The organism is Salinivibrio sp. PR5 (assembly GCF_001996085.1).
GTDB lineage: Bacteria > Pseudomonadota > Gammaproteobacteria > Enterobacterales > Vibrionaceae > Salinivibrio > Salinivibrio proteolyticus.
This window is the reverse complement of sequence record NZ_MUFK01000014.1, coordinates 13,306-27,373: the sequence shown is the minus strand read 5'-3', so window position 1 is coordinate 27,373 and position 14,068 is coordinate 13,306. Positions and strand designations below refer to the sequence as shown.

General features: G+C 48.6%; 12 protein-coding genes. 10 read left to right on the top strand and 2 right to left on the bottom strand.

The genetic code is table 11. The features are described from left to right. Positions 1-128 precede the first annotated feature (128 nt). From BZG82_RS07310 to BZG82_RS07285, 5 genes are all read left to right on the top strand, one after another. A complete protein-coding gene (locus tag BZG82_RS07310; RefSeq protein ID WP_077765501.1) occupies positions 129-716 on the top strand; it encodes a nucleoside triphosphate pyrophosphohydrolase family protein in 588 nt (195 codons plus the stop codon). A gap of 325 nt (positions 717-1,041) precedes the next feature. Next, positions 1,042-1,815, top strand: coding sequence for an enoyl-ACP reductase FabI (fabI, locus tag BZG82_RS07305; RefSeq protein ID WP_077765500.1), 774 nt, complete (start codon positions 1,042-1,044; stop codon positions 1,813-1,815). Between the two features lie 46 nt (positions 1,816-1,861). Continuing rightward, positions 1,862-3,280: a bifunctional enoyl-CoA hydratase/phosphate acetyltransferase gene (locus BZG82_RS07300; protein WP_077765499.1), complete on the top strand. Its 1,419-nt coding sequence runs from the start codon at positions 1,862-1,864 to the stop codon at positions 3,278-3,280. An 8-nt stretch (positions 3,281-3,288) separates the two neighbouring features. Then, complete coding sequence (locus tag BZG82_RS07295; protein ID WP_077765498.1) at positions 3,289-4,497, top strand: acetate/propionate family kinase; 1,209 nt, start codon at positions 3,289-3,291, stop codon at positions 4,495-4,497. Positions 4,498-4,883: 386 nt separating this feature from the next. After that, positions 4,884-5,573 (top strand): hypothetical protein, encoded by a 690-nt coding sequence (locus tag BZG82_RS07285; protein ID WP_077481008.1) that lies wholly within the window; start codon positions 4,884-4,886, stop codon positions 5,571-5,573. Positions 5,574-5,611: 38 nt separating this feature from the next. On the opposite strand, the gene BZG82_RS07280 is transcribed toward BZG82_RS07285, so the two are convergent. Both BZG82_RS07280 and fabG read right to left on the bottom strand, forming a co-directional pair. Continuing rightward, a complete protein-coding gene (locus tag BZG82_RS07280; RefSeq protein ID WP_077481006.1) occupies positions 5,612-6,319 on the bottom strand; it encodes an SDR family oxidoreductase in 708 nt (235 codons plus the stop codon). A 31-nt stretch (positions 6,320-6,350) separates the two neighbouring features. Next, positions 6,351-7,082, bottom strand: coding sequence for a 3-oxoacyl-ACP reductase FabG (fabG, locus tag BZG82_RS07275; RefSeq protein WP_077662666.1), 732 nt, complete (start codon positions 7,080-7,082; stop codon positions 6,351-6,353). 233 nt (positions 7,083-7,315) lie between these two features. Here fabG and BZG82_RS07270 point away from each other — a divergent pair, with 233 nt between their 5' ends. The 5 genes from BZG82_RS07270 (at position 7,316) to BZG82_RS07250 (ending at position 14,050) form a co-directional block, all read left to right on the top strand. Then, on the top strand, positions 7,316-7,660 hold the full coding sequence (locus BZG82_RS07270) for a hypothetical protein (RefSeq protein WP_069586709.1): 345 nt from the start codon (positions 7,316-7,318) through the stop codon (positions 7,658-7,660). Positions 7,661-7,965: 305 nt separating this feature from the next. Further along, positions 7,966-9,051: a 4-hydroxyphenylpyruvate dioxygenase gene (gene hppD, locus BZG82_RS07265; RefSeq protein WP_077481002.1), complete on the top strand. Its 1,086-nt coding sequence runs from the start codon at positions 7,966-7,968 to the stop codon at positions 9,049-9,051. Between the two features lie 142 nt (positions 9,052-9,193). Further along, on the top strand, positions 9,194-11,467 hold the full coding sequence (locus BZG82_RS07260) for a response regulator (RefSeq protein WP_077765497.1): 2,274 nt from the start codon (positions 9,194-9,196) through the stop codon (positions 11,465-11,467). Between the two features lie 164 nt (positions 11,468-11,631). After that, positions 11,632-12,639 (top strand): sphingomyelin phosphodiesterase, encoded by a 1,008-nt coding sequence (locus BZG82_RS07255; RefSeq protein ID WP_077765496.1) that lies wholly within the window; start codon positions 11,632-11,634, stop codon positions 12,637-12,639. 268 nt (positions 12,640-12,907) lie between these two features. Further along, a complete protein-coding gene (locus BZG82_RS07250; RefSeq protein WP_077662663.1) occupies positions 12,908-14,050 on the top strand; it encodes an HDOD domain-containing protein in 1,143 nt (380 codons plus the stop codon). Positions 14,051-14,068 lie beyond the last annotated feature (18 nt).

Sequence of the window (14,068 nt, the reverse complement as noted above, 5' to 3'; positions counted from 1 at the left end):
CGCTAGGTGAGGACGAACGTAAAGTTTCCGATCAAGCGATTTTATCCATCCGCAAGCAGTGCTATTGTATGGCCCCTTGTGTACGGGCATGGCTATCATGCGTATTTGTTTATCAAAGGGTCCGAGAAATGAAATTTGCTGTTCTTGATCAAGCGCTATACGACCACCTTTATCGTGATATCGAAGCGTTTCGTAACACGTTTGATCTTCCTTGTAACGATGCTGTGTCATTGGACGATAAAGCGGACGATCTGCACACGGCGTTAGCGGTGGAAGAAATGACAGAGCTCGCGGAAGCGGACTCATTGGTTGAACAGGTAGATGCCATTGTTGATAGCGTGTATGTACTGATGGGCCGTGCAGTGCAGATGGGCTCACGCGGATACCGTGACCAGTTAGAGGTGAGCTACCTCATTGATATATTATTGCAAATCGCTAATCGTCTCGGTATTGACTTTGTGACCTGTTGGGATGAAGTGCACAGCAGCAACATGAGTAAAGTCTGCCGTAACGAAGGTGAATTTGCAGATACCCAAGCATTTTATGCCAACAAAGGCATTGATGTGGTCGCCAGCCCTAAGGCCGATGGCATTATTGCCAAGTGTGCCAAAGATGTCACGGTCGAAGGTAAATTAATCCGTGAAGGTAAGGTCATGAAGTCGGTTTACTACCGTCCTGCCGATCTCGCAAAATGTGTGATGGCAGAACTAGCCTAAATTCTGTTAAGCAAATCCTTATTACGCCACCGCCTTGTCGGTGGCGTTTTTGTATTTAGTCCATGGTGTACCCTTGATCTGACTAGAGCATTGACTCTGTTCTAATACGTGGCCGTTTTTGTTTGTCATCAAAAATTAGCAAACCTGTCTGCCTTTTTGGCGTAAAATGCGTCTTATTCTCTTCGTGACTTTTGCTACATCCGCTGATTTGGGTCTAAATTGAAAACTTGCGACTGAAATAAAATTTTTCAGTCCGTTTAGTGCAATTACTCAATGCTGAGTGAGCACTAAACCAATCTTGCAACACAAAGGTAGGGAGAACACTGTGACCAATCTATTCTCACTTGAAGGTAAAGTCGGCATTGTTGCTGGACTTGCCAATGAGAACAGTATCGCGTTTGGCTGTGCAAAAGCATTGCAGCAAGCCGGCGCAGAGGTGCTGGTGAGCTATGGTACACCGAAAGCGGAGCGTTTCGTTGAGCCTTTACGCGGCGAGATGGGGGATCCGGAATTGATGCTTTGTGACGTCCAAGACGATGCCCAACTCGATGCCTTATTTGAGCGTGCCAAACAAAAATGGGGGCGGATAGATTTTGTGGTTCACTCTATCGCCTTTGCACCGCTCGACGACTTACATGGTCGTGTGGTGGATTGCTCACGCGATGGCTTTTCACTGGCAATGGATATTTCTTGTCACTCATTTATTCGGATGGCGAAGCGCGCGGAGCCTTTGATGCCAGAAGGCGGCGCGCTCTTTAATATGTCCTACTATGGGGCAGACAAGGCGGTGGATAATTACAACATGATGGGACCGGTAAAAGCCGCCTTAGAATCGGCCACCCGCTATTTAGCAGCAGAGTTGGGGCCGCAGGGTATACGCGTCCATGCTATTTCACCGGGGCCGATTCGTACCCGTGCTGCGTCTGGACTTAAAGAATTCGAGGCCCTAGCCGCCGACGGTGAAACGCGTTCACCATTGCGTCGCTTAGCCACGGTGCAAGATGTAGGGAGCGCAGTAGTTTATCTTGCCTCAGATGCGGGACGTGCTTTGACCGGGCTCACCCATTACGTAGACGCCGGACACCACTTACGTTTTTAATTAGCGTTTACTACCCGACTGATTCGATTCATTGAAGGAGTCCACTATGACAGGGACACGTAACGAGGAGGTCATCGAGAATAAGACGTACGATGAGATTTCTGTAGGCGATGAAGCCTTTTTAGAAAAGCGCCTGACCATGGAAGACATTAAGCTGTTTGCCATCATGTCAGGGGATGTCAATCCGGCCCACGTGGATGATGATTTTGCCAAAAGTAGCCGTTTCCAAGAGATCATCGCTCATGGGATGTGGGGCGGTGCACTGATCTCAACGGTGCTCGGCACACAGTTGCCGGGGCCGGGGACCGTATATCTTGGCCAAACACTGGCGTTTAAAGCACCCGTGATGCTGGGAGACGTGCTGCGCGTTGCCGTTCGTGTTGATCAAATGGACGATAAACGTCACCACATTGTGTTCGCTTGCCGATGTGAAAACCAACGTGGTGATGTAGTGATTGATGGCGAGGCACGCGTGCTTGCGCCCACAAAGAAAGTCCGGCGCCAGCGAGCTGTGCTCCCCGAAATCCGTCTGACGGAACGCGGGCAGCTACATGCTATCTTAACTGCGGCGGATCATCCTGATCCTATGCGCACGGCCGTGGTTCACCCGGTGGATGACAGTGCTATCCGTGGCGCAGTGGCTTCGGCAAAACAGCAATTAATCATTCCTACCTTGGTGGGACCTCACGACAAAATCATGGCCGCCGCGGACAAAGCCGAGCTGGATATCAGTGAGTTTGACATTGTCGACGCACCGCACAGCCATGCAGCAGCTGAAAAAGCTGTTGCGATGGCACGCTCTGGTGAGATTGAAGCCTTAATGAAAGGCGCATTGCATACTGACGAGTTACTTCATGAAGTGGTCAAGCGTGAAGGTGGACTGAGAACAGAACGCTGCCTGAGTCATGTGATGGCATTTGATGTGCCGACCTACCCGCGACCTCTCTTTATTACCGATGCGGCGATTAATATTTATCCAGGCCTTGCCCAAAAGCGCGATATTATTCAAAACGCGATTGAGCTAGCCCATGCAATTGGCAACACCAACCCTAAAGTGGCCATTCTCTCCGCGGTTGAAACCATTAACCCGAAAATTAACTCCACCTTGGACGCGGCGGCGTTGTGCAAGATGGCAGAGCGCGGCCAGATTATTGGGGGCGAATTAGACGGGCCGCTGGCGTTTGACAGTGCGGTGTCTGAAGTGTCCCGTGCGACCAAGAATATTCACTCCACCGTGGCAGGCTGTGCGGACATTCTCGTCGCACCCGACCTCGAAGCGGCCAATATGTTGATGAAACAGTTGAGCTATCTTGCTGATGCTACCGGCGCGGGTGTTGTCGTGGGCGCACGCGTGCCCATTATGCTCACCAGCCGTGCGGATGATGCACTCACCCGAATTGCATCAAGTGCGTTAGCTTTATTATTGGCTGAGCATCAAAGAAAGACATTACAGACCCGAGTCTAGGCGGTGCAATGGGTAAAATACTAGTGATTAATAGTGGCTCATCGAGCTTAAAGTTTGCATTGTTTGATACAGCGGGCCCCGTGGATTCGGGGCCCAGTTCATCGGTTCATGTTTTAGTGAAGGGGCAGTTTTCAGGGCTTGGGACCGATCGCTATGATGTATCCATGACCCGTCATAAGTCGGGGATCAGTGCGGTCTCCCCGGGCTCTGCGCCAGATCATCATGCTGCTGTCGCGTCGTTACTCATCTGGTTAGAGCGCCAAGGGCTGTTGGACGAGATTATCGCCGTTGGGCATCGAGTCGTGCATGGCGGTCAGCACTTCCATCAAGCGACTCAGCTGGATGAGCAAAAAGTGGCTTTGTTGGAAGCGTTAACGCCGCTTGCACCTTTGCATCAACCTTACAGCCTTGCCCCAATTAAGATACTTGGCGAGCGATTGCCTGATCTAGTGCAGATTGCGTGTTTTGATACGGCGTTTCATGCTCATCAGCCGCTCGAAGCAAAACAATTCGCTTTACCTTACGCGATGTTCGATCGAGGCTTTCAGCGTTACGGATTTCATGGCCTTTCTTACGACTATATCACGCGGCGCTTGCCAACCATTATCCCTGATTTTAACCATGACGCGCGTGTGGTTGTGGCGCATTTGGGGAATGGTGCGAGCTTATGTGCAATTCAAGCCGGAACTAGCCTTGCTTCTACCATGGGATTTACGGCGCTGGAAGGTTTACCGATGGGGACACGTTGCGGATCAATCGATGCGGGCTTGGTGCTACATTTGATTGCGCAAGAGGGAATGACGACTGACGAGGTGACGACGTTGCTCTACAAGGAGTCAGGGCTTCTAGGCTTGTCTGGCATTAGCAGTGACATGCGTGCCTTGCTGAATAGTGACCGACCCAGAGCGCAGCAAGCGATCACACATTATTGCTATCGTATTGCGCGTGAGATTGGCAGTTTATCAGCAGCGTTAGGTGGGTTAGATCATATTGTCTTTACTGCTGGGATTGGCGAGCACGCCGCGCCAGTACGAGAGCAGGTAGCGGCCCATTGCCAGTGGCTGGGAGTGGATTTAGATGGCGAGGCGAATCAAGCCAGCCAATCCTGTATTTCGAGCACCACGAGTCGAGTCGGGGTCTGGGTGATCCCGACCGATGAAGAGCAAGTGATCGCAGAAGACTGCCTTACCATGTATCAAAAGACGCTCACTCATTAGGACGTAAATAATCACGCTTCATCGATTCAATCTGCCCAGAATCCATCATCTGTGCAATTGTGTTACTGAGCTGAGCGACTGCCTCCGCATGGTGAGATTTTTTTGATAGCACTATGTAGGCGTTAATCGGCTCAGAAAAGAGGAGTGGCTGCTTTTCGAGCACGCGATTGGTATCGAGGCGACTAACCAAATAATCGAGTTGGTATTCCTCACCGATGACTGCATTGGCGCGTTGATTAATTAGTTGTTTTTACATGATTTAATCAAAACTGGGTCAGCAAGACACACCAAAGTGTGACATTGCATACAAGATTTTTTGTTGATGCGCACCGTGTAAAATTAAATCGGTATTCTATCGCCGGGCACAGAACGCAAGGATGTTTTTTATGATGCGCTGGGTATGGATGGGCTTAGTGGTGCTCAGCCTCACAGGGTGTGCGCAAAAACTGGGCAGGCCCTTCGATATTAAGAATCTCGCCAAGTCGGACATGGATCTGATCACGGATATCCATATAGCGGAAATTCGCGATCTGACAGAGCAATTGATCGTAAAACTCTACAAGCGTAATCCGCGAGAGCTTAGAAAAGTACCGGGAATGACGATCGAAAAGCGTGTTGCTCAGCTCATGGCTGAGAAACGTCCCGAAAACGGCTTTCGTGAACTGGGAGGCATGGATGGGATTGCGCTGTTACCACTGGCGTTCTCTAGCGAGTTTAGAGGCGATCGAGTATTTGCGTTGATGGCGGGTGTTACTGGCATGATCAGTGCGAGTTACAATCATCAGCTGGAATTTTTCTTACTTGACGATATTGATCAGCAAAAGCTTTACAACTGTGCACGCAATCTCGAAAAAGTGGCTTGGTTATTGAACAACGAGAAAGATGATAATGGCGAGCAGCTTTTACTGAGTAACGGTGTGGGTAAAAATGGTGTGCCCAATTACAGCTATGAGCGCTTGTTTAGTCAGATGATCCTCATTCAGGACATGATGGCGGTCATGGTCGCCGACAGTACCAATCGCCATATCAATCAAGTCGTGCATAGCATGGCATCGATGACTTTCTTCCCGATTTAATGGGATTGTCTAAGGCGGCTTTGGCGCCGCCTAAAGCCTTACCAGCCAATCTCTTTGCCTTGATAATCGATAAAACTGCCGTTTTGGCTATCGGTCAGGGTATCCAGCACCTGCTTCAATCCCTGAGCGGACTCTTGAGCGTTAATCAGCGCATTGGGTCCGCCCATCTGTGTTTGTACCCAGCCAGGGTGCAACGCAACCGCACGGATACCTTGGTCGCGAAGATCGATGGAAAGACTTTTGATCACTGCATTCAGCGCTGCTTTTGAACTCCGGTAGATGTAACCGCCCCCCGATTGATTGTCGCTCATGCTACCTACTTTGGAGGAAAGAAAAGCAAAAATGGGCGTGTGACCACTGTGACGAGCCTTTGTGAGATGTGGCGTAAAATGCTCGGCGATGACGAGTGGTGCTATGGTGTTCACTTCTAAAACATCGCGCCATGCGGCCGTGTCGACTTCACCGAATGCGTAGCCTTTGGGACCATAGAGCCCAGCATTGTTGATCAACAAATGGATGGGGACGTCGCTCAGCTCTGATGCGAGCTGCTGTACGGCGGTGTGGTCTGTCACGTCGAGTGCATGGGTTGAGAGCGCGGTGTAGCGATTTTTAAGTGTCATTAAATGAGGGGCAGAGCCGGGAAAACGGCAGCAAGCAATCACTTGCCAGCCGTGCTCTAGGTACAACTCTGTTAACGCGAGTCCTATTCCCCGGTTTGCGCCCGTAATGAAAAGTGTTGGCGTCATGCATACCTCTAAATGATTGGCGTTGCCACCATTATATGACTAATCCGCCATCGACTTTAAGTGTTTGACCGGTAATAAAGCTTGCCTTATCGCTGGCTAAAAAGCAGATAGCATCAGCAATATCTTGCGCCGTTCCCATTCGGCCCAATGGTGTCTTGGCTTTCATCATATCAATCACCTTCTCGGGCAGGTTGGCTGTCATTGGTGTCTCGATAAAACCAGGCGCGACACAGTTGGCGCGTATTTTTGCACCGTGGCGGGCGAGCTCTTTGGACCATGTTTTAGTCATGGCGATCACACCCCCTTTGGAGGCCGCATAATTGGTTTGGCCGATGTTGCCGTCCGTCCCCACCACAGATGATAGCGTCACAATCGCGCCTTTTCCTTGCTCTAGCATCAGCGGAGCAATGGCTTGGGTGATGGAGAATACCCCTTTAAGATTGACATCAATGACGGCATCCCAATCACCTTCTGTCATTTTGGTGAGTAGGTTATCGCGGGTAATCCCAGCGTTGTTCACCAACACATCGACAGGCGCATTTTGTTGGTGCAATGTTTGCACCCAACTGGAAACAGCGTCACGATCACACACATTGAGCGCGATGGGCTGAGTAATCGCATGGTCTTGCCAATCGGTCATTGCATCCATGTTGAGATCGATGGCGTAGATTTTCTCCGCACCTTGTGCAATGAAAGTTTCAACAATCGCGCGCCCAATTCCTTGGGCAGCGCCGGTAATGACACAATGTTTTCCTGCTAGCATCTGTGTGCTCCTTTTTGGGTGACACCCCACGTCTTCTATAGCTACAACGCAAAACGGTGAGGTATCGATCAGTAATTTCTTGGGCGTCTGTATTGCCTAAGGCCCTGCTTACATTCGATAAGCCTGCAACAACTAGGCCATGCACTACTCTGTCTATGATAAATTGGCATATCAATTTGTGGGCGGATAGGCTAAAATTTAATCAAGATGTCACCTTGTTTGAGAGAGGACCTATGCCGACGTCAATCAATTCGCAACCTTTGGCGCAGCAATATATGCAGCGTCAGCGCGATCGTCAGGACGATCAGGTCAATGGCGGTCTCAATAACTCAATGAGCGTGCAAGAGCGTGCTGAACTGATCCGCAAAGAGCGTGAAGAACAAAAAGAAGCCGCAGCATCCGGCGAGCAACGCGAAGAAAAACGTGATTATCAGTCGCTGATCGATCGCGTTGCTGAGCAAGAAGCACAAAAGTCAAAAATGGACGCTTACAACCAGCGTCAGCAAGCGCTAATGGAGCAAGTTGAAAAGACGATCACGCCGAATGCGCAACAAACAAGCTACAGTTTGAAAGTGTGACACTCTTCATCTCTTTTCTGCTGTCAAAGGCCGCTACATGAGCGGCCTTTTTGCTTTTTAGGACAGCGGTGTTTGCGTTTTAGTTTGCATAAATGTAAATGAAATGTTTGCGTGGGTGGGTTTCTTTACACTTTAAAGAGAGTGTATCACCCAGATAAACCGCTAATTATCGCATTGGCACATGACTGTTCATAAAAGATGACAACTTTGGTTAACATTTAAGTAACCTTTTGTCGGTGGTGTCATGCTAGTGCTTCCTCTTTGACGGTGCTATTCCTATTGGCATGAACAAGGAGGAAGCAATTATGACGACCACTATGCAAGCGCCCGTCAAAACCATTAACCCACTGGGCACGGACGGATTTGAGTTTGTTGAGTACACGGCGCCGGATCAAGCGGGCATTGATGCACTGAAGAATCTGTTTTCATTGATGGGTTTTGCGGAAATCGCCAAACACAAGCACAAGCAGGTTTGGTTGTATCGTCAAGGCGACACCAACTTTATTGTCAATGGTGAGCCCGAGTCACAAGCACAGAGCTTTGCCAAAAAGCACGGTGCGAGTGTCAATGCGATGGCATTTCGTGTCCAAGATGCCGTGCATGCGATTGCCTATGCTGCAAAGCAAGGCGCCAAGGTGGTTGAACCAAGCATTGGTCCGATGGAGTTAAGCATTCCAGCGGTCTATGGCATTGGTGACTCGCTGCTTTACTTTGTTGATCGCTATGGCGATCAAAGCATCTATGAAGTCGATTTTGATTTTTACAACGACTGGCAATCACGTCTCAAAGAGGCTGACGCTGGCTTAAAAGTGATTGATCACCTAACCCATAATGTTGACATCGGCAATATGGATGTCTGGGCCGACTTTTATGACCGTATCGCGAACTTTAAAGAAATCCGCTTCTTCGATATTGAAGGGAAAAAGACAGGATTGAAATCACGAGCTCTCACCGCACCATGTGGAAAAATCCGTATTCCCATCAACGAATCAAGCGATGATAAATCGCAAATTGCGGAATACTTAAAAGAGTATAACGGTGAAGGCATTCAACATATCGCACTGTCGACAGACAATATTTACGAGACAGTCCGTACGTTGCGTCAACGAGGTATGGCATTTATGGACACGCCAGATACCTACTATGAAAAGATTAATGAACGTGTTAAAGGTCACGAAGAAAGCATCGACGAGCTCCGTGATACGCGAGTATTGATTGATGGCGATGTGGATAGTGGTATCTTGCTGCAGATTTTCACCAACACGGTCATTGGTCCTGTGTTCTTTGAAATCATCCAGCGCAAGGGTAATCAAGGCTTTGGTGAGGGTAACTTTAAAGCCTTGTTCGAATCTATTGAGCTAGATCAAATGCGTCGTGGCGTGTTGGATTAACCAGACAGTTGATTTTAATCTATCGTCTTGTAGGCGCTCTTTGAGAGCGCCTTTTTTGTCTACTTATCATGACAATTTTCGCTGAAAGCGGAAAATGCCTCTATGCTTAATTTTAATGGAGATTTAAACGGACTAGGTGACTATGAAGGCAGATACCGCCGTTGCTCGTAGCTCTTTATCGGTTGCGCTGATCACCAAACTAACCCTGTGTTGGGCACTGTTAACCGCGATGGTTGCTGCGCTGTTACTGTATGTCGACTATCAAGAGCATAAAGCGGATGTGAAGCGTGCTTTGTTGATGATTGGAGAAAAAGACTTGAGTGTGATGGCTTCTCACCTATGGTGGGAGGAGAGCACTGCCTTTGAGCTGCAAGTTGAGCGCTTGATTGCGCAACCTCACATCGATTATTTGCGCGTTTTTGATAGCGACGGGACCCGAGTAGAGCTTGGTGTTGCCCCTTCAGACCAAGCTCTCGAGTATTCATGGCCTTTGGTTTATCGCGACGCGGGCAACGAGTACATGCTGGGGGATTTGAACATTGCCTCAAACTATACGGCAACAAAAGCGAGTATGAGTGAACATCTAATGTGGACAGTGGCAGCATGGCTGTGCCTATGCGCATCCGGTATTGCCATATCGCTTTGGATCATTAGCCGAGAACTTACCACGCCACTAGCGAAAATGCGCCACCAAATTAATGTTTGGGATGCTGACAATAAACCGACTTTTCTCACCACGCCCAAGAATCGACACGCGTGGAGTGATTTAGAGACGCGTTACAACGCCATGATTGCGCGTTGTCGAGAGCGATTGAGTTGCATGGATGATGATCGTCGGTATGCGGAGCAGGCGAGTCAGAAAAAGAGTGAGTTCTTGGCTAACATGAGCCATGAGATCCGCACACCCATGAACGGCATTATTGGTATGGCCTCACTGCTAAAAGGCACGGATCTCAATGACGAGCAACAAGAATTCATTGAGATGCTTGAGACTTCCTCAATCTCATTGCTTGATATTATTAATGACATCCTCGATTTCTCTAAAATTGAAGCTGGAAAGTTAGAGTTAGAACCTTTAGAGCTCAATATTTTTGAATTGGGAAAAGACTTAGAAAATTTGTTCACGTTACGTGTCAAAGAGAAAGGTCTGCAGTTTCACTGTTATATCGACAAGGATATATCTCCTTTGCTGATCGGCGACGCACCTCGGCTTCGACAAGTGATGATTAACCTTGTCGGTAACGCGGTGAAATTCACCGAGAGCGGTGAGGTAGAGGTGGTGGTGTCGAGTGTCAGCGAGAGCGATGATAGCTGTGTTTTACGCTTTGAAGTCAAAGACACCGGGCCAGGCGTGCCGTTTGAGCAGCAAAGTCGCATCTTTAATAAATTTGAGCAAGGCGATGACCCAACGGCACAGAGCCAAGGAACGGGACTCGGTCTCGCGATATCTCAGCAAATTGTGCATCTGATGGGTGGGACACTGCGATTGGAGAGTGAGCCGGGCAAAGGTAGCCGTTTCTTTTTCACCGTTCGATTTAGCAAAAGCAACGTCCCCCTCGCCACGCCGGTAGAGGCCTATTTATTTGCCGGAGCGCCTATGCTGCTGGTAGACGATAGCCGTTTAAATATGCGCATAACTACGGCACAGCTCAGTAACTTGGGTTGTCAAGTCACTTGCTGTATGCATCCAGACGATGCGATGTCGCTGATTGAAGAGCGCATCAGTAGTCAGTATCCATTCAAAGTGGTGATTTTAGATAAGTTGATGCCCAAAACGGATGGTTTTTCACTGGCGACCAAGATCAGGGCGCAGTTTGGAAAGGAAAGTCCAGCCATCATGATGTTAACCGCTGCGCCCGATGGCCTCGACAAACCGCGCATTGAACGTGCTGGTATTGAAGGCTACCTAGGGCGTCCTTATCAGTTCAATGATTTGAAGAGCCACCTTGTGCGTATTCTGCAGCAGCGTCAACCAACATTGGGCGTCGTACGGTCCACAGGACAAAGTTCGTCGTTAGCCGGGTTGCACGTTTTGGTAGTCGAAGATACCAAAGTGAATCAGCGGGTGACTGAGGCAATGCTCACCAAGCTGGGTGTGCGCGTCACCGTGGCAGAAAATGGCCAACAGGCTTTGGACTATTGGCAAAAGCAGCCGTTTGATTTGATCTTTATGGATTGTCAAATGCCCGTTATGGATGGTTACCAAGCCTCGAGACGTATCCGTGAGCAGGAAACACGCTTTAATCGAACCCCTATTGTGGCCCTGACAGCCAATGCGACTGCAGAGGATAAAGATGCGTGCCTAGAAGCGGGCATGGATGACTATATTGCTAAGCCGGTTCGTAAAGACGATCTCGCAACAATGCTTAAAAAACATACCTTTACCAGCGAGACTCAACTTCTTACTAAGTCATAACCCTAAAAAAACTGAGAAGGGAGTCGCAATTGTGATCTTAGTTACAAAACTATCAAAAAATCATACGGATTTTTAGAGTGGTCTAACCTCTATTCGTTAGGCTTCTAATGTTTTATCGGAATCTTGTTCCGTAATAATTAGAAAGCAAAACGAAAAGAGGAAACATGAAAATAAAAAAAATGCTCTCAGCGGCAGCGGCGTTGCTGCTAAGCCTTAGCGCTCAAGCGGGCCAGCTCAATGTCATGGCGTACAACATTATGCAGCTGAGTAACCTTCAAGATTGGGATCAAGCAGAGCGTGCGGCCCGTTTGCCGCAAGCCATCGCTGATATGGACACTCAACCAGATGTGATTCTGATCAGTGAAGCCTTCAATGCTGAGGCCGAGCAAGCGATGAATCAGCTTGCAAGTGTATACCCTTATCAAACGCCCAACGTTGGGCAAGACTGCAGTGGCGAAGGCTGGGACGCTCTCACCGGGGATTGTTCCAACTCAGTATTTGTCGTACGTGGTGGCGTGACAATCTTGTCTAAATACCCCATTTTGACCCAAAAGGCCCATATTTATCATCACAGTTTAAAGGGCAGCTGGGACTATCAAGCTAACAAAGGTTTTGCGTATGCCAAGATTGATAAAAATGGTGAGATTTTTCACCTGATCGGCACCCATTTACAAGCCACGCATGATGGGATGTCCGACGAAGAGCATAAAGTGCGTCTGGGTCAGCTAGGGGAAATCAAACACTTTATCGACCAAGCAGCGATTTCCGCTGACGAGCCTGTGATCATTGGTGGTGACATGAATGTGGAGTGGAGTCGCCAAGATGAAATTAAAGACATGAAAGCGACCTTAAATGGTGCCCTGCGCTTCACCGAACCGGAAGTAACGTCTTTTTCTGCCAAACACAATTGGTTTACGAAAGCGAACGCTTATTACTTTGACTATGATCTTAACTACAACACCACGTTAGATTATATTTTGTGGAGTCGCGATCATGCCATGCCAGCTAATGAACCTGAGATGAAGGTGGTGCAATTAACCGCAAAGGATCAATGGTACTGGGATTACCTTGAGGGTGAGTGGCCAGAAGAAGCCGGACAAACCTACCATGATGGTTATTACAATGAGCTCTCCGACCATTATCCGGTGATGGTACAGTTTGAATTTGAGTAAATAGACTCTCGGTAATTCACTGCCATATAGGGCTCAATCATATTGAGCCCCCATCACCTTGCTCCTTATCCTCCCTTCCATTAATAGACGATTGATTTCTCTTTGTGTACCAAGAAAATTTGGCATTATGCGCTACGCTTAAGGGAGGATTCGATAGCACTCCCGGCCTTGGATAGTCTTCCGAGGAGCAGAATTGCTGCGTTGGTGATGCGTCCATTTGCCGCCTGACTGTCACGATAAGCAGTTTGAGGATAAATGCGAGGAAAACATGGATAAGCCGCGTTTCCACATCATTTATGTTGATGATGACGAACTCACATTGAAGGCAATTGGTCGAGTTATTCGTCGCTTGAAACCTGACTGGACGATTAGTCTGGTAAAAAATCCTATCCAGTGGGAGAAAGGGGTATTAAAGAATCAATCGCTATCTTTAGTTATCAGTGACTTACTGATGCCAGAACTGAAGGGCGATGCACTTCTAGAACAGGTTCGTCAGCACTATCCGGGGACGGTGCGAGCACTGATCACCGGAGATACACGGCAAAAGATCACTGAGCTGGCAACCCCCAGCGTGCATTTTGTCTTGCCCAAGCCGTTTTCTGAAGACGACTTTGCCAATGTGCTTAATAGTGTTGAGCGTCTCTACAAATTACCGATTGATAGTGAAACGCGTAATCGTCTCATCGGTATCGAGGATTTTCCCGTTCTGCCTGATTGTGTCCGCCGACTGCGTGCCACGATTAATAATCCAAACTCTGACATGGAACAAATTGCGCGGGTGGTGAGTGAAGAGCCGCCGCTGGTTGCTCGACTTTTGCAGCTGGCTAACTCGGCCTATCTGGGCTTTCGCAACCGAACTTGGTCCATAGAAACGGCGATCAATCGATTGGGTATTCAATCAGTGGAATCCATTGCGGCCACTATGGTTGGGTACAATGCGTTTCAGCACTTGTCGACCAAAGAGCACTATGCGGTGGTCGATGAACATATCGAACTGGCTAATTTAAGCAAATCACTGGGTGCTTTTTTAGGGCATGACAAAGCACATGCTGAGCGCTTATACCTTGCTTCTGTCTTGTCGTCGCTGGGCGAGCTAATGGCACGAGAGCTCGGTTGTCGTGACAGTGGCAAAAACCCCATCTGTGATTTGCCATCTCGCTTTGATACCGCGCTCGTGGTCTCCAGCTATATCATTATTTTGTGGGGCTATGATTATGAATTGGCAGAAATTGTTTTAGCTAGCGGTGAGGCGTCTTTGCTATCTGACAGTGAGCAGGCCAGTGATGGTGCACTCCTACATTACTGCCGTCAGTGGATTCGGGCGAACGATATCGAGAAAGCGAAACTTTTACAGTCTTGGTCGGCGAATATTGGCGCGTTTTTTACTCAATCGTATCAGGAGACGATCTGAGTGTACTGGTTGGTATTC